General features: G+C 63.8%; 22 protein-coding genes. 11 read left to right on the top strand and 11 right to left on the bottom strand.

Going from position 1 to position 23,597, the window contains the following annotated elements; translation table 11 throughout:
- Positions 1-148: 148 nt before the first annotated feature.
- Both AC56LW_RS12585 and AC56LW_RS12580 read left to right on the top strand, forming a co-directional pair.
- Entirely contained in the window at positions 149-3,004 is a 2,856-nt protein-coding gene (locus AC56LW_RS12585; RefSeq protein ID WP_499634712.1) for a TonB-dependent receptor domain-containing protein, read from the top strand.
- A 313-nt stretch (positions 3,005-3,317) separates the two neighbouring features.
- Positions 3,318-4,367 carry a S66 peptidase family protein gene (locus tag AC56LW_RS12580; RefSeq protein WP_499634709.1) on the top strand — a complete coding sequence of 350 codons (1,050 nt, stop codon included), beginning with the start codon at positions 3,318-3,320 and terminating at the stop codon, positions 4,365-4,367.
- Positions 4,368-4,435: 68 nt separating this feature from the next.
- Here AC56LW_RS12580 and AC56LW_RS12575 read toward each other — a convergent pair whose 3' ends face one another.
- The 6 genes from AC56LW_RS12575 to AC56LW_RS12550 all read right to left on the bottom strand — a co-directional run bounded on the left by AC56LW_RS12575 (position 4,436) and on the right by AC56LW_RS12550 (position 9,872).
- A complete protein-coding gene (locus AC56LW_RS12575; RefSeq protein ID WP_499634705.1) occupies positions 4,436-5,005 on the bottom strand; it encodes a GNAT family N-acetyltransferase in 570 nt (189 codons plus the stop codon).
- Positions 5,002-6,129, bottom strand: coding sequence for an acyl-CoA dehydrogenase family protein (locus AC56LW_RS12570; protein WP_499634703.1), 1,128 nt, complete (start codon positions 6,127-6,129; stop codon positions 5,002-5,004). The genes AC56LW_RS12575 and AC56LW_RS12570 overlap by 4 nt, the downstream gene beginning before the upstream one ends.
- Before the next feature lie 19 nt (positions 6,130-6,148).
- Positions 6,149-6,817 (bottom strand): SDR family oxidoreductase, encoded by a 669-nt coding sequence (locus tag AC56LW_RS12565; protein WP_499634701.1) that lies wholly within the window; start codon positions 6,815-6,817, stop codon positions 6,149-6,151.
- 85 nt (positions 6,818-6,902) lie between these two features.
- Complete coding sequence (locus tag AC56LW_RS12560; protein ID WP_332531255.1) at positions 6,903-8,102, bottom strand: acetyl-CoA C-acyltransferase; 1,200 nt, start codon at positions 8,100-8,102, stop codon at positions 6,903-6,905.
- 26 nt (positions 8,103-8,128) lie between these two features.
- Positions 8,129-9,313, bottom strand: a complete 1,185-nt coding sequence (locus AC56LW_RS12555) for an isovaleryl-CoA dehydrogenase (RefSeq protein ID WP_499582338.1) — start codon at positions 9,311-9,313, stop codon at positions 8,129-8,131.
- Positions 9,314-9,455: 142 nt separating this feature from the next.
- Entirely contained in the window at positions 9,456-9,872 is a 417-nt protein-coding gene (locus AC56LW_RS12550; protein WP_332531256.1) for a MerR family transcriptional regulator, read from the bottom strand.
- A gap of 133 nt (positions 9,873-10,005) precedes the next feature.
- Here AC56LW_RS12550 and AC56LW_RS12545 point away from each other — a divergent pair, with 133 nt between their 5' ends.
- From AC56LW_RS12545 to AC56LW_RS12535, 3 genes are all read left to right on the top strand, one after another.
- Positions 10,006-11,070: an MBL fold metallo-hydrolase gene (locus AC56LW_RS12545; RefSeq protein WP_499634699.1), complete on the top strand. Its 1,065-nt coding sequence runs from the start codon at positions 10,006-10,008 to the stop codon at positions 11,068-11,070.
- 263 nt (positions 11,071-11,333) lie between these two features.
- Entirely contained in the window at positions 11,334-11,747 is a 414-nt protein-coding gene (locus AC56LW_RS12540) for a hypothetical protein (RefSeq protein ID WP_258836835.1), read from the top strand.
- A gap of 139 nt (positions 11,748-11,886) precedes the next feature.
- Complete coding sequence (locus tag AC56LW_RS12535) at positions 11,887-12,060, top strand: hypothetical protein (RefSeq protein WP_183555071.1); 174 nt, start codon at positions 11,887-11,889, stop codon at positions 12,058-12,060.
- A 34-nt stretch (positions 12,061-12,094) separates the two neighbouring features.
- Here the strand turns inward: AC56LW_RS12535 and AC56LW_RS12530 are convergent, their stop codons facing one another.
- Positions 12,095-12,697, bottom strand: coding sequence for a UbiX family flavin prenyltransferase (locus AC56LW_RS12530; protein WP_332531258.1), 603 nt, complete (start codon positions 12,695-12,697; stop codon positions 12,095-12,097).
- Positions 12,698-12,701: 4 nt separating this feature from the next.
- A complete protein-coding gene (gene grxD, locus AC56LW_RS12525) occupies positions 12,702-13,016 on the bottom strand; it encodes a Grx4 family monothiol glutaredoxin (RefSeq protein WP_183555074.1) in 315 nt (104 codons plus the stop codon).
- Between the two features lie 32 nt (positions 13,017-13,048).
- On the opposite strand from grxD, the gene AC56LW_RS12520 reads away from it, so the two are divergent.
- Together AC56LW_RS12520 and AC56LW_RS12515 are read left to right on the top strand one after the other, a co-directional pair.
- Positions 13,049-13,447, top strand: a complete 399-nt coding sequence (locus tag AC56LW_RS12520) for a hypothetical protein (RefSeq protein WP_332531259.1) — start codon at positions 13,049-13,051, stop codon at positions 13,445-13,447.
- Positions 13,448-13,539: 92 nt separating this feature from the next.
- Complete coding sequence (locus AC56LW_RS12515; RefSeq protein WP_258836832.1) at positions 13,540-13,824, top strand: hypothetical protein; 285 nt, start codon at positions 13,540-13,542, stop codon at positions 13,822-13,824.
- A 10-nt stretch (positions 13,825-13,834) separates the two neighbouring features.
- Here the strand turns inward: AC56LW_RS12515 and AC56LW_RS12510 are convergent, their stop codons facing one another.
- Both AC56LW_RS12510 and AC56LW_RS12505 read right to left on the bottom strand, forming a co-directional pair.
- A complete protein-coding gene (locus AC56LW_RS12510) occupies positions 13,835-14,284 on the bottom strand; it encodes a GNAT family N-acetyltransferase (protein WP_499634694.1) in 450 nt (149 codons plus the stop codon).
- A 10-nt stretch (positions 14,285-14,294) separates the two neighbouring features.
- Positions 14,295-16,646 (bottom strand): Tex family protein, encoded by a 2,352-nt coding sequence (locus AC56LW_RS12505; protein WP_499634691.1) that lies wholly within the window; start codon positions 16,644-16,646, stop codon positions 14,295-14,297.
- A gap of 234 nt (positions 16,647-16,880) precedes the next feature.
- Here AC56LW_RS12505 and AC56LW_RS12500 point away from each other — a divergent pair, with 234 nt between their 5' ends.
- Entirely contained in the window at positions 16,881-19,994 is a 3,114-nt protein-coding gene (locus tag AC56LW_RS12500) for a DEAD/DEAH box helicase (protein ID WP_499634688.1), read from the top strand.
- 99 nt (positions 19,995-20,093) lie between these two features.
- Here AC56LW_RS12500 and AC56LW_RS12495 read toward each other — a convergent pair whose 3' ends face one another.
- Entirely contained in the window at positions 20,094-20,342 is a 249-nt protein-coding gene (locus tag AC56LW_RS12495; RefSeq protein WP_183555080.1) for a DUF3297 family protein, read from the bottom strand.
- A gap of 205 nt (positions 20,343-20,547) precedes the next feature.
- Here AC56LW_RS12495 and AC56LW_RS12490 point away from each other — a divergent pair, with 205 nt between their 5' ends.
- The 3 genes from AC56LW_RS12490 (at position 20,548) to AC56LW_RS12480 (ending at position 23,436) form a co-directional block, all read left to right on the top strand.
- Positions 20,548-21,645 carry a PAS domain-containing sensor histidine kinase gene (locus tag AC56LW_RS12490; protein ID WP_499634685.1) on the top strand — a complete coding sequence of 366 codons (1,098 nt, stop codon included), beginning with the start codon at positions 20,548-20,550 and terminating at the stop codon, positions 21,643-21,645.
- Between the two features lie 123 nt (positions 21,646-21,768).
- Positions 21,769-22,449 carry a response regulator transcription factor gene (locus tag AC56LW_RS12485; protein ID WP_183555085.1) on the top strand — a complete coding sequence of 227 codons (681 nt, stop codon included), beginning with the start codon at positions 21,769-21,771 and terminating at the stop codon, positions 22,447-22,449.
- A gap of 276 nt (positions 22,450-22,725) precedes the next feature.
- A complete protein-coding gene (locus AC56LW_RS12480; RefSeq protein ID WP_499634682.1) occupies positions 22,726-23,436 on the top strand; it encodes a transposase in 711 nt (236 codons plus the stop codon).
- Positions 23,437-23,597: the final 161 nt, after the last annotated feature.

Genomic DNA, 23,597 nt, shown 5'->3' with positions numbered 1-23,597 from the left:
TTCATTGGCTTGTCACAAAATTGTGAGCGTACTCTGAATTGAAAACATAACGTAATGCCAAGAATCAACTTGGCATGCGACACGCAGGCCGGCGCGATGCAATGCACGCGCCGGCCGACGACCGCCCCGGAACGCAAGGAGAAACATCGTGAAATTGAAGAAACTGGCCCAGCTAATCGCCTTGATGGGGGCGGTCGCCCCTGCTGCCATGCCGCTCGTGGCGCAAGCGCAAACCGACACGTCGATGCAGCGGGTGGAAATCACCGGCTCGAGCATCAAGCGTATCGCCAAGGAGGGCGCGCTGCCGGTTGAAATCATTTCGCGCAAGCAGATCGAAGACCAGGGCATCGTCACGGCCGAGCAACTCATCGCCACGCTGAACATCAATGGCAATGGCTCGGACAATCTGGCCTCGAATGCCGACGTCACGTCGGGCGCCCAGCGCGGCAACAACGGCGCGTCCAGCGCCAACCTGCGCGGCCAGGGTTCCGATTCGACGCTGGTGCTGCTCAATGGCCGGCGCGTTGCCACGCACGGCATGAAAGGCTCGGCGGTCGACCTGAATTCGATCCCGATGGCGGCGGTCGAGCGCGTCGAAGTGCTCAAGGATGGCGCGTCGGCCGTGTACGGCACCGATGCCATCGGCGGCGTGATCAACTTCATCCTGCGCAAGAACTACAAGGGCCTGGAAGCGCAAGCCTTCACCGACGTGGCCGAGGCAAGCGGCGGCGAAATCGGCCGCGCCAGCCTCACCGGCGGCTGGGGCGACCTCGATACGCAGGGCTGGAACGTGCTGGCGACCCTGTCGCACAGCGAGAACAAGGCGCTGCGCGGCAACCAGCGTGATTTCGTCAACACCTTCCAGCCGAACCGCGGCGTGTCGGTCGATACGCGCGGTACGCCGAGCGGCAATATCTTCGCCACGACGCTGGCGCCAACGCTGCTCTCGCGTACCGGCACCGGTCCGACCCTGCCGGGCAGCAGCGTTGCCTACAACGGCATCAGCCTGCTCGACCTGCCAGGCGGCGCCGGGTGCGACAGCATCGACGGCATGGGCGCGTACGACGAAAAACTGTGGGACACGCCGGGCGCCGCCTATGGCTGCGCCTGGGATACGGGCCGCGCAGCGGTGCTGCAGCAGCCGGTCAAGAACACCAACGCGCTGGGCCGCGCCACCTTCCGCATCGGCGAGCACGAGCTGTTCGCCGAAGGCGTCGCGTCGCGCGTCGAAGTCTCCAAACGCTTCTCGCCGAACCAGATTTCGCCATCGGCGTCGACCTTCGGTCCGAGCTCGTTCTACCCAAGCACGGGCGCGGCTTACAACGACGTCTACAACGCACTGGTCAAGACCTTCCCCGGCATCTCGGCCAACTACGGCTTGCCGATCGCGTACCGCTGGCGCTGCATGGAGTGCGGCAATCGCGAGATCACCACCGAGACCAAGGCCAGCCGCGTGCTGGTGGGCGCCGATGGGCCGCTGACCCTGTTCGGCAACCGCTACGATTACCGCGTCGGCCTGTCGCGCGCCTACAGCGAATCGGAATCGCTGCTGGGTACCGGCTACAACTACACGGTGGCGCTGCGCGATGTGCTCGGCTCGGGCATCGTCAACCCGTTCCTGCTGCCGGGCCAGACCCAGAGCCAGGCCGCGATCGATGCGATCCGCGCTACCTCGGCCGCCGGCGTCGTCATGTACGGCGGTAAAACGACGCTGACCCAGTTCGACGCCGCGCTGTCGGGCGAAATCTTCAAGCTGCCGGCCGGCGCCGTGATGATGGCGCTGGGCACCGACCTGCGCCGCGAAGAATACAAGTTCAATGGCGACCTGCGCGCCGTCAGTGCGCGCCCGGCGATCCTGAATGCGCCGTTCGATGACGTCAATGCGCTGCCGAAGGTGAGCCGCGACATCAAGGCCGTGTATGCCGAGATGCTGGTGCCGGTCACGCAGGCGCTGGAGCTGACGTTCGCCATCCGCCGCGACGATTACACGGGCTTTGGCGCGACGACCAATCCGAAGGTCTCGTTCCGCTACCAGCCGATTCCGCAACTGATGTTCCGCGGTTCGTACAACGAGGGCTTCCGCGCGCCGTCGTTCAACCAGCTGTTCAACGGCGTGACCGAGAGCCAGTATGTCGGCAAGGACCTGGCCGATCCGGCTACCTGCCCGAGCGGCCGTGTCGACACCGCAGTCGCCGGTTGCCAGGCCGTCAATCCGGTTGTTCTCACCGGCGGCAAGAACACGCTGGGTCCGGAAACGGCCAAGCAGGCCAGTCTGGGTTTGGTGTTCGAGCCAGCCGGCGGCTTCTCGGCCAATGCCGACCTGTGGGAAATCCGCAAGGAAAACACGATCGACTCGTTCAATGCGGTGACCATGATCGCGAACTACAGCCTGTTTCAGGACCAGTTCATCCGCGACGCCGCCGGCAACCTGACCGAGATCGACCAGCGCTGGCTCAACGCCGGCGAACGCATCACGCGCGGCCTCGAAGTGGGCGCCCGCATGACCGGCAAGTTCAGCACCGGTTCGATCTGGGGCATCGGCATCGACGGTTCGCGCCTGCTCGAGAAGAAGTCGCGCGCCACGAAGAACGCCGAATTCGGCGAGAGCGAAATCGGCCGCTTCCTGTTCACCGGCGACCTGGGCCTGAAGTGGAAGCACAGCGCCTACGTGACCTACAAATACGGCAACTGGAGCGGCATGCTGCAGAATATCTTCCGCTCGGGTTACACCGACCAGGTGCTGCCAGGCGTGGCCAGCGGCCGCATCAAGCCGTCCGAGTACAACAGCAAGGTGGACGACTATTCGATCTTCCACCTGACCGCAAATTACACGGGCTTCAAGAACCTGACGCTCACCGCCGGCATCAAGAACATCCTGGACGAAGATCCACCGTTCGCGATCACCTACGACAGCAACACGGGTGCCGGCAGCAGCTGGGAGCCACGCGTAGCCGACCCGCGCGGCCGTTCATTCACGATGATGGCAACCTACAAATTCTTCTGAGCGAAAAGCGGGGGTCAGGTCTGACATTCGGACACGAGCTCGACAATCGCAGAGAAAAGCGGGGGTCAGGTCTGACATTCGGACACGAGCTCGACAATCGGGTAGTCAGCACCAGCTGGAACCGGGCCAAGCTAATACTGTGCAAGACACCATTGGAAGTGGCTAAGGCTGAGGTCGTGTCTGAATGTCAGACCTGACCCCAGCTGTGCCTTGGAAGTGGCTAAGGCTGAGGTCGTGTCTGAATGTCAGACCTGACCCCAGCTGTGACCCCAGCTGTGCCCGGGCCTTTTTCATTCAGGATTGCCTACCGCGCATGAAGATCAACCGCCGCAGTTTTGGTGCCATCGCCGCTGCCATGTCCACTATCGCGTCCGGCGCTGCCGCTGCGCGCGTGCCTTCGCGTTCCATGCCCAAGCTGATCAAACCTCCACGCCTGCGCCGGGGCGACGTCGTCGGCCTGATCGCGCCGGGCGGCTACACGAACGATGCCGCCATCGAGAAAGCCGTGCGCAATATCGAGGGGCTGGGTTTCAGGGTCAAGCCTGGCGCCTATCTGCGCGAGGTGTTCGGCAACTACGCGGGATCAAGCCAGCAGCGCCTGGCCGACCTGCATGCGATGTTCGCCGATCCCGAGGTCAAGGCGATCTGGCCGATCCGCGGTGGCTCGGGCTGTATCTCGCTGTTGTCCGGGCTGGATGTCGCGCTGATCCGCCGCAATCCGAAAGTCCTGATCGGGTATTCGGACATTACGGCGCTGCACCTGGCGATCTTCAAGCAGACCGGCCTCGTGACGTTCCATGGGCCAGTGGCCTCGTCGACGCTGACCGACTATGCGACGCAGCACATGATGGCAGTGCTGACCGAACCGCAGGCGACCTACACGATTGCGATGTCGCCAGAAAACGCCGAACGCGCCGCGCAGGAGCCGCACTTCGGCATTCATACCTTCACGCATGGCGTGGCCACGGGGCCGCTCATGGGCGGCAACCTGTCGATGGTCGCGGCGCTGGCCGGCACGCCGTATGCGGCCGATATCGGCAGCAGCATCCTGTTCCTGGAAGACGTCAACGAGGCGCCGTACCGGATCGACCGCTGGATGACGCAATTGGACCTGGCCGGAGGCTTTGCCAATGCGGCCGCGCTGGTGGTGGGGATTTGCCAGAACTGCGGGCCGGAACACGAAGACGTATCGCTGACGCTCGAGCGCACGCTGGCATTGCACCTGCATCCGCTGGTCATTCCGGCAGTGAGCGGCTATTCCATTGGACATATCCGCAACCAGTGCACGCTGCCCATGGGTGTGCGGGCGAGGCTCGATACGCAGGCGCAGACGATCACGCTGCTGGAAGCGGCGGTGTCCTGAGAATGTTCTGGCAATGCTGTTGAGCGTGCGGGCTTGTGACAGGTGGATTGAACGCGTGGGCGGGAAACCTACCCACCGTACCTCGGGTGTGGCGCAAGGCGCCGGCTCATCGTCACCGAGCCGTGCGACTCGCCATCGATCCGGTACAGGTCGTGCACCTCACCGGTGACGACGAACCCGGCGCGCTCGTACAGCCGGCGCGCCGCCAGATTGCCCGACAGGACATCCAGGTCGACCCATTCGAGTGGCGGCGTGACGCTGGCCCACGCCAGCGCGTGCTCGACCAGCTGACGGCCCAGTCCTGCCCCACGGTGATCGCGGTGGACGCCCATGCCCAGCAGCGCGCGGTGCCCGGCCGCGATTTCGGGCCGCGCGCGCAGGTCGACGTGCCCGGCGATCGCGCCACGGGCATCGAGCGCAAGCCACATGCGGCGCCAGCGCGGCTGGCCGAACGGCACCGTAAAGCTGGCGGCGAACGACGCCGCCTTGTCGGGCGGAAGGCGCGACTGCCCGCGCGAGATGGGCTGGAACAGCGGCACGGCGCCGCGGCCGTTTTCCTGCAGTTGGTCGTCGAGGTACATGAACAGCTGCGGCAGCTGTTCCGGCACCAACGCCTGCAGCGTCAAGGGCCCGTTCACAATGCGCGGGCGATCAGGATCTTCTGGATGTCGCTGGTGCCTTCGTAGATCTGGCACACGCGCACATCGCGGTAGATGCGCTCGACGGGGAAGTCGGCCACGTAGCCGTAGCCGCCGAAGACCTGCATCGCATCGGACACCACGCGCTCGGCCATTTCGGACGCGAACAGCTTGGCCATCGCGGCTTCCTTCAGGCAGGGCAGGCCGGCATCCTTCATCGACGCCGCATGCAGGATCAGCTGGCGCGCAGCTTCGATCTTCATCGCCATCTCGGCCAGGCGGAACTGCACCGCCTGGTGCTCGAAGATCGCCTTGCCGAAGCTCTCACGGTCCTTTGCATACGCCAGCGCGGCCTCGTACGCGGCGCGCGCCATGCCCACTGCCTGCGACGCGATGCCGATGCGCCCACCCTCCAGGCCCGACAGCGCGATCTTGTAGCCCATGCCTTCTTCGCCGATCAGGTTTTCCTGCGGGATGCGGCAATTGTCGAACACGATCTGCGCCGTGTCCGACGAGTGCTGGCCCATCTTGTGTTCGACGCCGGCCACGATGTAGCCGGGCGTGTCGGTCGGCACCCAGAACGCGCTGATGCCCTTCTTGCCGGCCGCCTTGTCGGTGACGGCCATGACGATTGCCACGTCGCCGTACTTGCCGCTGGTGATGAACTGCTTGGTGCCGTTGATGACGTAATGCGCGCCATCGCGCACGGCGGTCGTGCGCAGTGCCGCAGCGTCGCTGCCGGTGTGCGGCTCGGTCAGCGCGAATGCGCCCAGCAGCTCGCCCTGCGCCAAGGGCCGCAGCCACTGCTGTTTCTGCGCTTCGCTCGCATACATCATCGCGATGCTGCACACGGGGCAGTTGTTGACCGAGATGATGGTGGAGATGCCACCATCGCCGGCCGCGATTTCTTCGAGTACCAGCGCGAGCGCCACATAATCCAGGCCGGCGCCGCCGTACTGCTCCGGCACCGCCACGCCGAAGGCCCCCAGCGCCGCCAGTTCGTCCAGCTCTTCGCGCGGGAAATGGTGCTCACGGTCCCAGCGCGCAGCGTTGGGGGCCAGGCGCTCCTGGGCAAAGCTGCGCAGGGCGTCGCGGATCATCTGGTGTTCGTCGGACAGGATCATGGGGTCTCGTTATCGTGTGTTACCAGGCGATCGGCTCGCCGTCGTGGTTCAGGAAACTGCCATTGGCGCCCGCATCGACTTTGGCCAGCGTGGCGCGCAGATCGCGCACGCTGTCCTGCACGGTGAGCGCTGCGCCGCTGCCACCCATGTCGGTCTGGACCCAGCCCGGATGGAAGGCGATGCAGGTCACGCCTTGCGCACCGTAGGTGATCGCCGCATCCTTGAGCACCGAATTAAGCGCGGCCTTGCTGGCGCGGTACAGCGTGCCGTTGGCGCCCGAGCGCTCGCCGATGGAGCCCATGCGCGACGACAGCACCGCCAGCTTGCCCTTCGAATCGGCCAGCAGGGGCGCGACCACCGGGATCAGGCGCATCGCCGAGAGCACATTGGTGTGCATGACGGTGTCGAACTCGGGGCCGGTCGGAAAGCTCCCCTGACTCGGGCCATACACGCCGGCCACCAGCCAGGCGCTGTCGATCTTTTCGTCGTCCAGGCGCCAGGCCAGCGCGGCGATCGACGCGGCATCGAGCACGTCGAGCTGGTGCGCTTCGGCGCCCAGCGCGACGAGGCCATCGCAGTCTTCCTGCTTGCGTGCGGTGGCGATGACGCGCCAGCCGTCCTGGCGATATTGGGCGGCCATTTCATGGCCAATGCCGCGCGAGGCGCCGACGATCAATACTGTGGGCATGCGGTACTCCTTGTGAAGGGTTGGTAACGATAGACCTTCAATAGTCGCATGCTTTGTTCATCGTTGCAGCGCATCGCGGGCGGGCTTACACCAGCTCGATCGCCATCGCCGTGGCCTCGCCGCCGCCGATGCACAGCGCCGCCACACCGCGCTTGCCTCCGGTGCGCTTGAGCGCGCCAAGCAGCGTGACGACGATGCGCGCGCCCGAGGCGCCGATCGGGTGGCCCAGCGCGCAGGCGCCGCCGTGCACATTGACCTTCTCGTGCGGGATGGCCAGGTCGCGCATCGCCGCCATCGGCACCGCAGCAAAGGCTTCGTTGATCTCGTACAGGTCGACGTCGCCCGCCGTCCAGCCGGTTTTTTTGAACAGCTTTTGCATCGCGCCGATCGGGGCGGTGGTAAACAGGTTCGGTTCCTGCGCATGCGTGGCGTGACCGAGCACGCGCGCGATCGGCGTCAGGCCCAGTTCTTTGGCGGTCGATTCGCGCATCATCACGAGGGCGGCGGCGCCGTCGTTGATCGACGACGACGAGGCGGCCGTGACGGTGCCATCCTTCTTGAAGGCGGGCTTCAATGACGGGATCTTGTCGACCTTGGCCTTGAGCGGGCCTTCGTCCTTGTCGATGACGGTGTCGCCAGCGCGGCTGGTGACGGTGACGGGCGCGATTTCCCAGTCGAAGCCGCCGTCGGTAGCGGCCGCCTGCGCGCGCTTGACCGAGGCAATCGCGAAGTTGTCCTGCTCTTCGCGCGTGAAGCCGTAGCTGGCCACGCACTCTTCGGCGAAGGTGCCCATCGAGCGGCCTTCACCGGTTTTCTCGTTGCGCGAGTAGGCGTCTTCGAGGCCATCGAGCATCATGTGGTCGAACATCGGCGCGTGGCCGATGCGGTAGCCGCCGCGCGCCTTCGGGATCAGGTAGGGCGCACCGGTCATCGATTCCATGCCGCCGGCGACGACGACGTCGGCGCTACCGGCCACCAGCTGGTCGTGCGCGAAGATCGCCGCCTGCATCGCCGAGCCGCACATCTTGGAGAGCGTCACGGCGCCGGTGGACATCGGCAGGCCGGCCTTGATCAGCGCCTGGCGCGCCGGGGCCTGGCCCTGGCCCGCCATCAGGCAATTGCCGAAGTAGACGTGTTCGACGGCGGCAGGATCGACGCCGGCGCGCTGCACGGCGGCCTGGATCGCGACGGCGCCCAGGTCACTGGCGGTCTTGCTGGAAAAATCGCCCTGGAAGGCGCCCATCGGGGTGCGCGCGGCGCCGACGATAACGACTGGATCGTTCATGGTGTGGGTCTCCGGATCTGAAGGGATTACATGGTCTCGCCGAACAGCTCGCGGCCGATCAGCATGCGGCGGATCTCGCTGGTGCCGGCGCCGATTTCGTACAGCTTGGCGTCGCGCCACAGGCGGCCGACCGGGTATTCATTGATGTAGCCGTTGCCACCCAGCGTCTGGATCGCTTCGCCGGCCATCCAGGTGGCTTTTTCGGCGCTGTACAGGATGGCGCCGGCGGCGTCCTTGCGCAGGGCGCGGATCTGCTCCGGGCCCGTGGCGCGGTCGCAGGCCTGGCCGACCGCGTACACATAGGCGCGGCAAGCCATCATGGTCGAGTACATGTCGGCGATCTTGCCCTGCATGAGCTGGAATTCGCCAATGGCCTGGCCGAACTGCTTGCGGTCGTGGATGTACGGCACCACCACGTCCATGCAGGCCGACATGATGCCCAGCGGGCCGCCTGACAGCACGGTGCGCTCGAAGTCCAGGCCCGACATCAGGACATTGACGCCCTTCCCGACGCCGCCCAGCACGTTCTCGACGGGTACCTCGCAATCCTGGAATACCAGCTCGCCCGTGTGCGAACCGCGCATGCCCAGCTTGTCGAGCTTTTGCGCGATCGAGAACCCTTTGAAACCTTTTTCGATCAGGAAGGCGGTCATGCCGCGCGCGCCTGCTTCGGGATCGGTCTTGGCGTAGACCACCAGCGTGTCGGCATCGGGGCCGTTGGTAATCCACATCTTGGTGCCATTGAGCACGTAGCGGTCGCCCTTGAGTTCGGCGCGCAGGCGCATGCTGACCACGTCCGACCCGGCGTTCGGCTCTGACATCGCCAGTGCGCCGATGTGCTCGCCCGAGATCAGCTTGGGCAGGTAGCGCTGCTTCTGCGCTTCGGTGCCGTTGCGCTTGATCTGGTTCACGCACAGGTTGGAGTGGGCGCCGTACGACAGGCCGACCGAGGCCGAAGCACGCGAGATTTCTTCCATCGCCACGATGTGGGCCAGGTAGCCCATGTTTGCGCCGCCGTATTCCTCGCTCACTGTGATGCCCAGCAGGCCGAGTTCGCCCATCTTCTTCCACAAATCCATCGGGAACTGGTCGCTGCGGTCGATCTCGGCCGCGCGCGGCGCGATTTCGCTGGCGGCGAATTGCTGGACGGCTTCGCGCAGCGCGGCGATATCGTCGCCATGGTCAAAAGTCAGGCCTGGAAGGTGCAGCATGTCGTCCTCGCGGTGAACAGTGGTGGGTGGTGAATTGAGAAAGGGTGCGCGACAATCATACTCGCGTGTTACGTTAACGTAAACGTCAAACAGCAGGCAAAAAAAAGGCGCCGACAATTGTCAGCGCCCGGTTCACCTGGACTCAGGCAGCGTCGCGGCCGGCTTCACCGTCGGCACGATTGCCGCCGAGCAGGCGACGGCATTCTTCTTCGTGGGCGACGATTTCTTCCAGCGCCATCTCGATATCGGCGCGCTGCTGTTCGAGCGTGACGCGCTGCTGGCCCAGCACGGCAAGGAAGCGGTCGATCTGCGCCTGCGTGTCTTTTGGCGACTCGTACATGTCGACGATGCTTTTGATCTCGGACAGCGTCAAACCCAGACGCTTGCCGCGCAGGGTCAGTTTCAGGCGGGTCCTGTCGCGTGGCGTATACACACGGTTGCGGCCGCCCACGCCTTCGCGTTTTGGACTGAGCAAGCCCTGGTCTTCATAGAAACGGATGGCCCGTGCAGTGATATCGAATTCGCGCGCCAGTTCGGCGATGGTATAGGTAGTCGGCATGAGGTTCTGTAGCGGTTGGGAAACGACCAAAAATCGCGTAAAATCGAAACAAGCAGTAACTTCCGTTAACGTAAATTGTCGTTGCGTCGTATTGTAGCGCGCCCGCCGTTCCGCCTGAAAAGGAAAGATTTGCATGAATGCGCTTGAGTCCCAACTGTCGTATGCGTTTGGTGAGACGATCCCTGCACCGGGGGCCGTGGTCGACATCGTCCCCGGCCTGCGCTGGGCCCGCATGCCGCTGCCATTTGCGCTGGACCACGTCAATCTGTGGCTGCTGCAGGACGACGTGGAAGAGGGCGGGGCGCTGCGCACTGGCTGGAGCCTGATCGACACCGGCGCCGGAACCGACGCTACCCGCGCCGCCTGGGAACAGCTGCTGGCCGACGGGCTGGCCGGGCAGCCGCTGGTACGGGTCATCGCCACGCACTGCCACCCCGATCATGTGGGACTCGCGGGCTGGCTGTGCGAGCGCTTCGCTGCGCCGTTCTGGACCACGACCGGCGAATTCGGTTTCATGCGCATGATGGCAGCGGCGCTGCCGGGTGTGGATGGCCCGTCCGCCATCCCGCATTTCGCGCGCCACGGCTTGCGCGACGCGGCGATGCTGGATCAGATGGGCAGCCGTCGCAACTACTATCCGTCACTGGTGCCGAGCGTGCCGCTGGCCTATACCCGGTTGCAAGACAAGCAAGATGTCACAGTTGGGGGTCAATTGTGGCGCGTGATCACCGGCTTCGGTCACTCGCCCGAACACGCCGCGTTGTACTGTGAGAGCCGCAACATCCTGGTGTCGGGCGACATGGTCTTGCCGCGTATTTCGACGAACGTCTCGGTGTTTGCCGTGGAGCCTGATGGCAACCCGTTGCAACTGTATCTGGACTCGCTGGGCAAGTTCGCCGACCTGCCCGACGATGTACTGGTGCTGCCATCCCACGGCAAGCCGTTTCGCGGGCTGCACACGCGCATCCGGCAGTTGCGCGAGCACCACGTGGAACGGCTGGCCGAGGTGCTCGCGGCCTGCGCCGTTCCCCGCTCGGCCGCCGAGATCGTGCCCATCATGTTCCGCCGCGCCCTTGATGCGCACCAGCTCAGTTTTGCACTGGGTGAAGCGCTCGCGCACTTGCACAAGCTCTGGTATGACGGCCAATTGACCCGGGCGACAAATGCCGATGGGGTGTTAGTTTTCACGCGAAATTAACATCCGATATGTCACCATCGGATACATTTTGAACAGGACAGGCATTCTCCAGGACTGTTCTAAGTAATGGTACGTAGTTGTTTCATTCCCGATCAGACGATTTTACATGCCAGGCATTCTTGTGAGGATTGCTGTGGGGAATACGGCAAATCGCATGTAAAAACTATTGAAAAACCACATGTTTGTTACTTTTTAGTTGTATAGTGTAAACATAAGGTTTCTCGTCTGGAAGAGCCTTCCTTTGTCCAACAACAAGTACCGCAATGAATTCAACCAACGAACGGGAGAGCTTCAGCGAACGCCTCCAGCATGCTCTGAAGAACGCTCACTACTCCCCTGACAGCCCTACGCGTCTGGCGCGAGAATTTAATATCCGCTTTGAAGGCCGCCCGATCACGGTCCATGCCGCCCGCAAGTGGCTGGTCGGTGAAGCCATTCCAACCCAGGAAAAATTGCGCATGATCGCCCAGTGGCTGGGCGTGCCTGCCGACTGGTTGCGTTTTGGCGGCGCCGAGCAGGCTGCCGGCGAGGCTGGTGCTGCCAGCGCGCGCTTTGAATCGGCCGACGTCAAGCTGATCGCCGACCTGCAGCGCCTCGATGAGCACCACCGCCAGCTGGCGCGCGAATTCATTCGCATGCTGGTGCGTGTGAATCATACGAAGCCGGACGCGAAGTAAACGTCGATCGCAGTAGCGTTATTGCTGGTTTGCACTTTTGTCGTGCAGAACAGTACAAATGGGCTGGTCTGGTCCATAATCTGATCAGGTGGTAGCAGTTTCCGCCACCGTTTCAGGTTCACCCAGGAGCAGCTGACGCATGCGAAACAACTACGCCAATACCGCCCAGCTCAAGGATTTGATGACGGTGCCGCCGATGACGGCAGCGCGTCATGCTGAACTGATGCGAGAACGCAACGCCCGGCGGCGAATGCTCGAAGAAGCGCGTGACTTGAAAAAGTCGGAAGACAACCGTTACGACGACAAACGCTGAGACAACCCATGCCGGCGCAAGCCGGCATGCCGGTTCATCCTGCCATGTCGTTCTGCTCTGCTTTCATGCCACCCCAGCGCGCGGCATGGGAATTTTCTATCCCCAGCAAGTCCACGACACGGTCCACCGTGTGCTCGACCATGTCCGCGATCGTCGCAGGCCGGTGGTAAAAACTCGGCAAGGGCGGGAAGATGATGCCGCCCATTTCGGTCACCGACGTCATATTACGCAAGTGGGCCAGGTTGAACGGGGTTTCGCGCACCATCAGCACCAGGCGCCGGCGTTCCTTGAGGATGACGTCGGCAGCGCGGGTGACGAGGTTGTCCGAGAAACCGTGGGCCACGGCAGCCAGGGTTTTCATCGAGCAGGGCGCGACGACCATGGCGTCGACCTGGTACGACCCGCTGGCAATGGACGCGCCAATATCGCGGTTGCGGTGCACGACGTGGGCCAGCGCTTCGACGTCCCGGCGCTGCAGGCCGAGTTCCTGGTGCAGGGTCAGCGTGGCGGCGTCGGAAATGATCAGGTGGCTTTCGATGCCAGGCGTTGCGTGCAGCCGCTTGAGCAGCTGCACGCCATAGGTTGCGCCGGTCGCGCCGGTGAGGGCGACAACAATACGGCGCGGGCGCTCAGTCATGCAATCAGCCGTTTTTCAGCAGGGTCTGCAGTTCGCCCGATTCGTACATCTCGTTCATGATATCGGTGCCGCCGATGAACTCGCCGTTCACGTACAGCTGCGGCACGGTTGGCCAGTTCGAGTAGTCCTTGATGCCCTGACGCACTTCAGCGTCGTCCAGCACGTTCACGGTGGCGACGTTGTCGACGCCACACGCTTTCAGCAGCTGGATGGCACGGCCGGAAAAGCCGCACTGCGGGAACTGGGCGGTGCCTTTCATGAACAGCACGACCGGGGTCGAGGTCACGGTGTCTTTGATCCAGGTTTGAACGTCGCTCATTTGATGTGTGCCTTTTGGAGAGGAATGGGTAGATGGCGCCATTCTATAAGAATTCGACGTGGACGGCATCGGTGACCATCACGGCGCTGCGGTATCATGCCCGGTTCAAGATGACGGGAAACACGATGAAGAACACGTTTGCTACCTTGCCCATCGCGGCCCTGTGGGTTTTTGCCGCGCTGCTGGGCTTGCCGGCACTGTATGACGGCGCCAATGCCTTGAGAAGCGGCCGCGCGGTCGACGTCTTCGTCCAGATTGGCCCGTTGATGATGGCGCTGTTCCTGGCCTGGTGCGCGCTGCAGCGGCGCGCCGGCCGGCTGGCGCTGCTGACCTCGCCACGCGTCACGCTGATCGGCTTCATCTGTTTTGGCGCCTTCGCCGGGTGCTTCCTGATCAAGCTCGTGCTGCGCAACACGACCCTGTTCGCCTGAGCCCCTGGCCGCTGCGTCAAGGCATGCGTCAGTGCCTGCGCCCGGCATTGCGGTATGATCGCGCCGTTTGTCACCATCCACCGGAGCACCCGATGCAGCAACCCCGCCGCCGCGTACCATCGCCGAACGCGAACCTCGTGATCGCCGCCCTGCTGGGCATTCCCGGCATCCTGAATATCTACACGGGGTTCACGCGCCCGAGTCCCGGCGACATCCTGTCGGGACTCGCCGCGCTGATCTACGCGCTGCTGCTGGTGCGCGATGCAATGCACATCAAGAAGACGGGCGCGCCGGCGATCCCGCAGCACAAGATGCTGCTGATCGGGTTCGGCTGCCTGGGCGTGTACCTGATCGGCATCCTGATCAAGCACAGCTGAAGCAACGGCGTCAGGGCAGGCGCCGGCCAAGACAGACCGATGCCGCGCGGCCGACATACCGGCCGTACGGCGCCACCGGCGCGTAACCGTGGCGCTCGTAGAACGCCACCGCGCGCGTATTCACGCGCCGCGTCGACAGCCACAACTGGCGGTAGCCGCATGCCGCGGCGTGCCGCTCAAGTTCTGCCAGCACGTGCGCGCCGGCCCCGCTGCCGGGCCGCGCATACATCCGCTTGAGTTCCCCGATATCGCCCGCGAGCGCGCGCATGGCGCCGCAGCCGACTGCGCTGCCATCGGCGTCGTAGGCCAGCACGAAGCAGGCGCCCGCGCCCCGACAATCCTGTGGATCGAACGAGGCCGCGCCGGTTTCGCCCGTGATCGCCGCCAGCGCCGCATCGAGTTCTGCAACAACGCGCAGGGCATTGGCGTGGCCGGGATCGACGTTGGCGAGGCGCAGCATCGGCTGCCCGTTATTTGCGCAGCTTGGCAAACGCATCGGCCATCGCGCCGCCGGCCGGCGCCGCCGTGCGTTCCTGGCGCTGGTGCTGCTGCACGCGTCTGGCGTCGTTGCGGTCGGGGCGCTGTGCAGGCTGCGCGCCCGGCTGCGGCGCGCTGTCCGTCAGGCGCATCGTCAGCGCGATGCGCTTGCGCTTCGGGTCCACTTCCAGCACCTTGACCTTCACCACCTGGCCGGCCTTGACGACCGTGTGCGGGTCTTTGACGAACGTGTTCGACAGCGCCGAGATGTGCACCAGGCCGTCCTGGTGCACGCCGATGTCGACGAATGCGCCAAAGGCGGCGACGTTGGTGACCACGCCTTCCAGGATCATGTCGGGGCGCAGGTCCGAGATCTGCTCGACGCCATCCTTGAAGGTGGCCGTCGTGAACTCGGGCCGTGGATCGCGGCCCGGTTTTTCCAGCTCTTTCAGGATGTCAGTGATGGTCGGCACGCCGAACTTGTCGTCCGCATACCTGGCCGGGTTCAGGCTTTTAATGAGTGCGCCGTCGCCGATCACGGCTTTCATGTCGCGCTTGACGTCGAGCAGGATTTTTTCGACGAGCGGGTACGACTCCGGGTGCACGGCCGATGCATCCAGCGGGTTGGCGCTGTTCATCACGCGCAAAAAGCCCGCTGCCTGCTCGAAGGTTTTCTCGCCCAGGCGCGGCACTTTTTTCAGCGCCGCACGCGAGGCGAATGCACCATGCGTGTCGCGGTATGCCACGATGCCCTGCGCGACCGTGGACGACAGGCCGGACACGCGCGCCAGCAGCGGCGCCGACGCGGTGTTCACGTCCACGCCAACGGCATTCACGCAATCCTCGACCACGGCGTCGAGCGAGCGCGCCAGCTGGCTCTGCGACACGTCGTGCTGGTACTGGCCCACGCCGATCGACTTCGGATCGATCTTGACCAGTTCGGCCAGCGGGTCTTGCAGGCGGCGCGCAATCGAGACGGCGCCGCGCAGCGACACGTCCATGTCGGGCAGCTCGCGCGAGGCGAATTCGGACGCCGAATAGACCGATGCGCCGGCTTCCGAGACGACGATTTTTGTGAGCTTCAGGTCGGGCTGCTGCTTGATCAGATCCTGCGCCAGCTTGTCGGTCTCGCGCGAGCCGGTGCCATTGCCGATCGAGACCAGCGACACATTGTGTTTCGCAGCCAGGAGGCCCAGCGTGTGCAGCGCGCCATCCCAGTCGTTGCGCGGCTGGTGCGGGTAGACCGTGGCGGTATCGACCACCTTGCCGGTGGCGTCGACCACCGCGACCTTCACGCCGGTGCGCAGGCCAGGGTCCAGGCCCATCGTCGCGCGCGGACCGGCCGGCGCGGCCAGCAGCAGCGCCTTCAGGTTGCGCGCAAAGACGCCGATCGCATCGAGTTCGGCCTTGTCACGCAGCGCGCCCATCAACTCGGTATCCAGGTGCATGAAGCTTTTCACGCGCCAGGTCCAGCGCGCCGTATCGAGCAGCCATTTATCGGCCGGGCGGCCCTGCGCCTTGATGCCGAAGCGCGCCGCGATGCGGCCTTCGCACGGATTGAGCGGTGCGTCCCACTTCGGCTTTTCGGGCTCGGAATCCAGGCGCAGCGCCACGTCCAGCATGCCTTCGCGGCGACCGCGCAGGAGCGCCAGCGCGCGGTGCGACGGTACCGCGGCCAGTGGCTCGCTGTAGTCGAAATAGTCGGCGAATTTTTCGCCTTCGTCCTGTTTGCCGGCGACGACCTTCGATTCGACGACGCCGTGTTCCTGCACGTACTCGCGCAGCGTCTGCAGCAGCGCGGCGTCTTCGGCAAAGCGCTCCATCAGGATCTGGCGCGCGCCATCGAGCGCCGCTTTGGTATCAAGCACGCCGGGATTGGCGCCGCCGTCGGCATTGGTAAACGCGTCGCGCAGATAGTCCTTCGCGATGGCCTCGGGATCCTGCTGCGGGTCGGCCAGCAGGGTCTCGGCCAGCGGCGCGAGGCCGGCCTCGATCGCGATCTGCGCCTTCGTGCGGCGCTTCTGCTTGTACGGCAGGTACAGGTCTTCGAGACGCGTTTTATCTTCGGCCAGTGCGATCGATTCGAGCAGCGCCGGCGTCATCTTGTTCTGCTCCGTGATCGACGCGATGATCGATGCGCGCCGGTCTTCCAGCTCGCGCAGATAGCGCAGGCGCTCTTCGAGAAGGCGCAGCTGGATGTCGTCCAGGCCGCCGGTGGCTTCCTTGCGGTAGCGCGCGATGAACGGCACGGTGGCGCCTTCGTCCAGCAGGGCGATGGCGGCAGCCACCTGGGCTGGCCTGGCGGCCAGTTCTTTGGCGAGGCGTTGTTCGATGGAGGGCAGCATAGGCAGTGATGAAGCGAGGATCGTGGACCAAGCGGCCAATGATACGCAAACAGCGCCGATACGCCAGTCTTGACAGCGTCAGACGAACATGAGAGAACAGTCGGTTGGCAGAAGACACACGCGTTGCGTGCGCGCACCATTTGTCTGCAAGGTGCGATTACGAACAAATCGGAAGTGTTCGTATGCGAGATAATAGTCGTTATTGCCGTTTTTAATACCCTGCCACGAGACCCAATGACAACAGTCGATTATCTTCGCGATAAAGCCAGCGACGCACCCGCAGCCCGCACGCCCGCACGTTCTCCGGCCTTGCCGGCGCCGGTCGTGAGCTGGTTGCAGCGGGTCGAAGCAGCGGCGCATCCGCAGCCGAAGCTGACCGACGAAGTGGTCGACCCCAAGGCCGCGCAGTACAAGTTCGTCTATGTGATGGCGCCCACCAGCGGCGGGCGCCACGTGGCGCTGTGCCTGTGCAAGGCGCGCCTGCGACCGAACGGCGACGTGGCTGCGGCCAGTCCCGTCAGCGAAGTCTTTTCGCTCCTGTCGGCGCCGCCCGCTTATCTCGAAGGCGATGATATCGACCTGGTGCGCTTTTTCATCGCCATGCGCAGCGGGTCGGCGCAAGGCACCAGCGCCACTGAACCGAAAGGCAAGGTCGGCGCGATCCTGCTGCAGATGCTGCTCGAACAGGGCAAGCTGCTGTGGGCGAACTCGTGGGCCGACATGGCCGGTGGCCTGGTCTACCCGCTGCAGGGCGGCCCGACCCGCCTGGCCAGCCTGGCATGGCGCGACGAAGGCCGCGTCGCAAAGCTCGGCTGGTCAGTCGAACCCGTGGGCGGCGCGGCCGCGCACAGCGCCGCCGACCAGATCGACTACATGCTGCCAACCGATCCGCCGTGGTACATCGACAATCTGTCGTGCGGGCCGCTCGAGCTCAATCGCGGCGGCATCGACATCTCGCTGGCCGAACTGCAGGCGCTCGTGGCGCAGGCGCCCACGCTCACCGGCACCGACAAGAAACGCGTCTCGCAACTGCTGCTCGCGCACGGCCTGCAGCAGCTGATGCCGCTGCCGCAGCCGCTCACGCAGCGCCTGCGCAATGACGTCAAACCGATTCCGCACCTGCTGCTCGATGCGGTGCAGCTGGCTGACGGCAGCGCCGCGCGCTGGCAGGACTTCGCCGTGCTGGCGTTTGATTACGACGGCCAGCGCGTCTCGTTCGACCCGTCCCAGCGCGTCGTGCGCCAGGTGGGTGACCTCACCGAAATCATCGAGCGCGACCCCAAGCTTGAAAGCGATGCGCTCGACAAGCTGGGCGAGATCGGTTTCCGCAAGCCGGCCACGGCGCCACTGAACGTGATGGCCGGCGCATTGCAGCTCGAGAGCCAGGCGCACTGGCTGCGCTTTGCCGAGCAGTCGGTCGACGCGCTGTCCGACGCTGGCTGGCACCTGCAAAAATCGCCCAAGTACCGCTACGACGTGGTGCCGGTCGAAGGCTGGTATGCCGACATCGACGAACCAGCGGAAGCAGCCAATGCCTGGTTCGAACTGGAGCTGGGCATCGTGGTGGCCAAGAAGCGCGTGCCGCTGCTGCCGGTGCTGGTGCAGCTGATTCGCAGCGCGCCGCTCGAATTCGATCCGAGCGTGCTGGCCGCGCACGCCGAGTCCGACCAGATGCTCGCCGTGCTGCCCGATGGCGAGCGCGTGGCGCTGCCGTGGGGGCGCCTCAAGCCCATCCTGGCCACGCTGGGCGAGCTGTATTTCAATGACAAGATCAAGGCGCGCCTGCGCCTGTCGACGCTCGACGCAGCGCGGCTCGAAGAACTGGCGCGCGGCGTCGAGTTGCAATGGACCGGCGGCGAGCGCCTGCGCGAGACCGGCCGCAAACTGAGCCAGTTCGGCGCCGTGAAAAAAGTCGAGGCGCCGGCCGGCTTGCAAGCCACCTTGCGCGACTACCAGCTCGATGGCCTGGCGTGGATGCAGTTCCTGCGCGAGTATGACCTGGGCGGCATCCTGGCCGACGATATGGGTCTGGGCAAGACGGTGCAGACGCTGGCGCACATCCTGGTCGAAAAAGAAGCGGGCCGCTTGACCAGCCCGGCGCTGGTGATCGCGCCAACGAGCCTGATGGCCAACTGGTTCGACGAAGCCGCGCGTTTTGCCCCGAGTCTGAAAGTGCTGCTCTTGCAGGGCAAGGAGCGCATGGAGTCGTTCGACCAGATCGACGGCGCCGACATCGTGCTAACCACCTACGCGCTGCTGCCGCGCGACGAGGAAGAACTGCGCAAGCACCACTATCACCTGGTGATCCTGGACGAATCGCACTACATCAAGAACACCCGCTCCAAGGCAGCGCAGACGGCCGGCTCGCTCGACGCCAGCCACCGCCTGTGCCTGTCCGGTACGCCGCTCGAGAATCACCTGGGCGAGCTGTGGTCGCAGTTTCACTTCCTGATTCCGGGCCTGCTGGGCGACGAGAAAACCTTCAATACCCAGTTCCGTCATCCGATCGAGCGCCAGGACGATCCGGTGCGCCGCACGCTGCTCAATCGCCGCATCCGGCCGTTCCTGCTGCGCCGCACGAAGGACAATGTGGCCAAAGAGCTGCCGCAAAAGACCGAGATGGTGCGCCGCATCGAGCTGTCCGGCCCGCAGCGCGACCTGTACGAAACGGTGCGCCTGGCGATGGACAAGAAAGTGCGCGACGAGATCGACCGCAAGGGCGTGGCGCGTAGCCAGATCGTGATCCTCGAGGCGCTGCTCAAGCTGCGTCAGGTGTGCTGCGATCCGCGCCTGGTCAAGTCGATGCCATCCAAAAAGAACACGGCGGCGGTATCGGCCAAATTGACCGACCTGATGCAGATGGTCGAAGACCTGCTGGGCGAAGGCCGCAAGATCCTTGTGTTCTCGCAGTTCACCAGCATGCTGGCGCTGATCGAAGAAGAACTCACGCTGCGCAAGATCCCGTATGCGCTGCTCACCGGCGAGACGCGCGACCGTTCGGCGCAGGTGGCGGCATTCCAGCAGGGTGCGGTGCCGATCTTTTTGATCAGCCTGAAAGCGGGCGGCGTCGGGTTGAACCTGACGGCGGCCGATACCGTGATCCACTACGATCCGTGGTGGAATCCGGCGGCCGAGAATCAGGCAACCGACCGCGCCTGGCGCATCGGACAGGACAAGCCGGTGTTCGTCTACAAACTGATTGCCAAGGGCACGCTGGAAGAAAAGATCCAGCTGCTGCAGCAGAAGAAGTCGGAGCTGGCGCACTCGATCCTGTCCGAAGGCGAGTCGCAGAAGATGGCGCTGACGCAGGAAGACCTGCAGGCGATCTTCGCACCGCTGGCAGAGTAATCCATTCGGGAGGGCTAGTAAGCGCCGCGCAAGCTGGCGCTGGTATATATAGAAAAATGGCGGGCTCGCGAGCCCGCCATTGTTGTATCGACCAAAGGTTTACGCGTAATACGCTTCGACCTTGCCTTTCAGCTTGATCAGCATCGGGCGGCCTTTGCGGTCGAGGGTTTTGCCGGCGGCGACCTTGATCCAGCCTTCGCTGATGCAATACTCTTCGACGTCGGTACGGTCCTTGTCGTTGAAGCGGATGCCGACGTCGTGCTGGAAGACGTCACGGTTGTGAAATGGGCTGCTCGGATCGATCGAGAGCCGGTCTGGGAGCGGGGGGCGGGTAGCGGTATCGTTCATAGTGGTGAAATTATCGCCCAAACCCTGCCGGTATGGCGCAATTGTTTCGTTTGCCACGTGGATTCCATGCCGGATTGCCTTCTTTCATTCCCTCATGAAACCATATTTTGCATTTTGCAAAGCAATATGTCACAGACAAGTGATGGTCGCGGTATACTAGCTGGTCGATACATTGCCCGTAACTGTTGGTGAAGAAAGAGGTCCAATGAAGTCCAGTCCGATTGCCGCCACCGCGTCTGCCATTCCGGTTCCCGCCGGCGATGCCGAGATGCTCACCGGCCGGCAACTGCGCACGATCGCCGAACTGGGAGACGACGTGGCCTTTGCCATTGCACTGCCTGTGGGGAGCGTGCGTTATCTGAGTCCGGCGTTTGCGGCCCTGAGCGGCTATGACGCCGCCACGCTGCAGAACGCGCTCGATGGCGACAGCGCCTCGCCGCTGGCGCCGTTGGCAGCGTGGTTGCGCGCGATGGCCACTGGCAAGCCGGGGGTACGCAACCGGCGCGAATTTGATCTGTTCGATGCCGAGCGGCGCCCGCTGGCGCTGGAAGCGCTGGCCATCGTGCCGGCCGATGACAAATCGGCCCTGGTCGGCCTGCTGCGCGACCTGTCGGCGCGGCGCGGCCACGACAGCGAATACAAACGGTTTGCCAGCATGCTCAATCACGAGTTCCGTACGCCGCTGGCGACGATCGATGGCGCAATCCAGCGGCTGGAAGCCACATCCACGCATGCCGAGGAATCGGTGCGTGTTCGCTATCGCAAGATCGGCGCCGCGGTCGACCGCCTGATCGGGATGCTCGACGAATACCTGTCGCCGGATCGCATGGCCACGCTCGGGCGCACCCGCCAGCCCAACACCATCACCGTCGGGGAGCTGGTCGAGACGGGTGCTGCCCAGATCCGCAGCGCCGGGCGCGCTGCCGTACTGCAGCTTGACGATGTCGCCTCGATCCTGCGCGGCGAACCGGAAGGCTTGCGGCTGGCGCTGAAGGTGATGATCGACAACGCGCTCGCGTTTTCGCCGCCCGCTGCCGATGTGACGGTGCGCGTGCGGCGCAGCGGTGGCGGCGTCGAGATCGCCGTACTGGATGGCGGTGCCGGCGTGCCACCGGACGATGCGTCGCGCGTTTTCGACAAAGGGTATCGCGGCCGCAACGCCGCTGGCCTGCCAGGCAGCGGTCTGGGGCTGTATATGGCGCGGTCGATCATCGAAGTCCATGGTGGCGTGCTGAGTCTGGCACCAGGGCAACAGGGCGCCGGCGCCGAGTTCCGGCTCTGGATGCCGGCGCTGGTCTTATAGAGGTTATAGAGGAATAACTCCTTGCTTCAGGTAGCCTCAGCAGTGATAATCGGGACCGCGCTTCGGCGTGGATAACGCTACCATCGGTATCAACGACGGGCAGGTGACTAATATGGCAAGGGCATGACGCAGATACTGATTGTTGAAGACAATGGCGAATACGCCGACGACATGGCCGAGTTCCTGAAGGAGCTGGACCACGACGTCACGATCGCCCGGACCGCCAGTGAAATGTGGGCGGCGCTGACGCGCACGCCGGCTGCGGTCGTGGTGCTCGACCTCGGGCTGCCAGACGAAGATGGCTTCAATGTCATCCCGCGCATGCGCCAGCTGTATCCGGAAATCGGGTTACTGGTACTCACGGGCCGGGTGGCGTTCGACCACCGCATCCTGGGCCTGCGCCTGGGCGCCGACCATTACCTGACCAAGCCGATCAAGTTCCCGGAACTGGCCGCCCACATCGAGGCACTGGACCGCCGGGTACGCCCGCAGGATCCGGCACCGGCCCCGAGCAAATGGATGCTGCGCGTGAGCGCGCGCCAGCTCGAGCTGATGGGCAAGGTGGTCGACCTGACCGAAAAAGAGTGCAACTTCCTGCACCTGTTGACGATCAATACGCGCCCGGTACCGCGCCACGTGATCGTCGCCGGCATGGGGGGCGACGACCCCGACGCCAGCCGCCGCGTCGACATGCTGGTCTACCGCCTGCGCAAGAAAGCCCGCTCCGGCCTCGGCCAGGACCTCCCCCTGCGCAGCGCCTACGGCGAAGGCTACAGCCTCTCCGCCGGCTTCACCCTCTCCTGACCCGCCTCGACTCTCCAACAATGAGGGTCAGAGTCGAATTATTGGCCAATTTCCACTCAGACAATTAGGGTCAGAGTCGAATTATTGGCCAATTTTCTTTGGGAAATTGGCTGGATTACACAATTGCGGCTGAAAAGTCGGGCGATAAATTGCGTCTGTACTTATTCTCAAATAATTGGGGACAGAGTCGGCAGTATTTCGCGAGCTCTTGCGTTTAATTAGGGACAGAGTCATTTTCCATTGTAGAATTCGGATTCCTCACGCACATCCGACGCCATGGCACGCCAACCTCGACTCATCGTTCCCGAGCAACCGCACCACGTAATTCAGCGCGGCAATAACCGCCAGATCATTTACAGGGACGAGGCGGACTACCAGCGATTTCTCGTCTGGCTCAAGGAAGGCGCGCGGTTTTATGACGTGGCAATCCATTCATACGTCTTGATGCCGAACCATGTTCACCTGCTGGCAACACCGAGCGACGCCACCGGCCTGGCACTGATGATGCAGAAGGTTGGCCGACTCTATGTTCCATGGTTTAACCACAAGTACGAGCGCAGCGGTGGCTTGTTCGAGGGACGTTTCCGCACCTCGCTGATCGACTCGGACCGGTATTTCATGACCTGCAGCCGCTACATCGAGCTCAATCCGGTGCGCGCGCAACTTTCCGTCAGCCCCGGCGACTATCCATGGTCGAGCTATGCCCACCATGCCGGTGCGCGTCTGGATACGCTCGTCAGCGACCACAGCCTGTTCTGGGCATTGGGCAACACCCCATTCCAGCGCGAGGCGGCGTATATCGACATGGTGCAGCAAGGTTTGTCATCCGAAGAGGTGGATTTCATCACCACCTCGATTCTGCGAAACAAGCCATTGGGATCGGACTCGTTCAAGAGCCAGCTCGAGCAAAAAACACAACGCCAGATCTTGCCAGCCAAGCGTGGCCGACCTTTTAATCCACCGCTTCCACCGTTCGCACAAGCCTGAAACAGCGCAATTCCCGACACAACGGCACGGTTATTCGTGCCGTTTTTTATTGCGAAAACCTATTTAAAATCAATAGCTTAGGTTGCAGCGACGAGCACCCCTACAAACCAGAATGACTCTGTCCCCAATTATCGTCTTTCTCAAAAAGTTGTCAAACAATT

This window comes from Telluria sp. LT2P80, from assembly GCF_059685955.1.
This window is presented reverse-complemented; position numbering and strand designations above follow the sequence as displayed.

What these genes read in the sequence shown, in the direction of transcription:
- AC56LW_RS12555 (WP_499582338.1), bottom strand. Translation starts at nt 9,313, where the DNA reads ATGCTGCACCTTCCAGGCCTGACTTTTGACCATGGCGACGATATCGCC.
- AC56LW_RS12485 (WP_183555085.1), top strand. Translation starts at nt 21,769, where the DNA reads ATGACGCAGATACTGATTGTTGAAGACAATGGCGAATACGCCGACGAC.
- AC56LW_RS12560 (WP_332531255.1), bottom strand. Translation starts at nt 8,102, where the DNA reads ATGAACGATCCAGTCGTTATCGTCGGCGCCGCGCGCACCCCGATGGGC.
- AC56LW_RS12480 (WP_499634682.1), top strand. Translation starts at nt 22,726, where the DNA reads ATGGCACGCCAACCTCGACTCATCGTTCCCGAGCAACCGCACCACGTA.
- AC56LW_RS12510 (WP_499634694.1), bottom strand. Translation starts at nt 14,284, where the DNA reads ATGCTGCGCCTCGCCAACGTCGATCCCGGCCACGCCAATGCCCTGCGC.
- AC56LW_RS12545 (WP_499634699.1), top strand. Translation starts at nt 10,006, where the DNA reads ATGAATGCGCTTGAGTCCCAACTGTCGTATGCGTTTGGTGAGACGATC.
- AC56LW_RS12540 (WP_258836835.1), top strand. Translation starts at nt 11,334, where the DNA reads ATGAATTCAACCAACGAACGGGAGAGCTTCAGCGAACGCCTCCAGCAT.
- AC56LW_RS12530 (WP_332531258.1), bottom strand. Translation starts at nt 12,697, where the DNA reads ATGACTGAGCGCCCGCGCCGTATTGTTGTCGCCCTCACCGGCGCGACC.
- AC56LW_RS12515 (WP_258836832.1), top strand. Translation starts at nt 13,540, where the DNA reads ATGCAGCAACCCCGCCGCCGCGTACCATCGCCGAACGCGAACCTCGTG.
- AC56LW_RS12500 (WP_499634688.1), top strand. Translation starts at nt 16,881, where the DNA reads ATGACAACAGTCGATTATCTTCGCGATAAAGCCAGCGACGCACCCGCA.
- AC56LW_RS12505 (WP_499634691.1), bottom strand. Translation starts at nt 16,646, where the DNA reads ATGCTGCCCTCCATCGAACAACGCCTCGCCAAAGAACTGGCCGCCAGG.
- grxD (WP_183555074.1), bottom strand. Translation starts at nt 13,016, where the DNA reads ATGAGCGACGTTCAAACCTGGATCAAAGACACCGTGACCTCGACCCCG.
- AC56LW_RS12570 (WP_499634703.1), bottom strand. Translation starts at nt 6,129, where the DNA reads ATGATCCTGTCCGACGAACACCAGATGATCCGCGACGCCCTGCGCAGC.
- AC56LW_RS12550 (WP_332531256.1), bottom strand. Translation starts at nt 9,872, where the DNA reads ATGCCGACTACCTATACCATCGCCGAACTGGCGCGCGAATTCGATATC.
- AC56LW_RS12520 (WP_332531259.1), top strand. Translation starts at nt 13,049, where the DNA reads ATGGCGCCATTCTATAAGAATTCGACGTGGACGGCATCGGTGACCATC.
- AC56LW_RS12535 (WP_183555071.1), top strand. Translation starts at nt 11,887, where the DNA reads ATGCGAAACAACTACGCCAATACCGCCCAGCTCAAGGATTTGATGACG.
- AC56LW_RS12580 (WP_499634709.1), top strand. Translation starts at nt 3,318, where the DNA reads ATGAAGATCAACCGCCGCAGTTTTGGTGCCATCGCCGCTGCCATGTCC.
- AC56LW_RS12565 (WP_499634701.1), bottom strand. Translation starts at nt 6,817, where the DNA reads ATGCCCACAGTATTGATCGTCGGCGCCTCGCGCGGCATTGGCCATGAA.
- AC56LW_RS12490 (WP_499634685.1), top strand. Translation starts at nt 20,548, where the DNA reads ATGAAGTCCAGTCCGATTGCCGCCACCGCGTCTGCCATTCCGGTTCCC.
- AC56LW_RS12495 (WP_183555080.1), bottom strand. Translation starts at nt 20,342, where the DNA reads ATGAACGATACCGCTACCCGCCCCCCGCTCCCAGACCGGCTCTCGATC.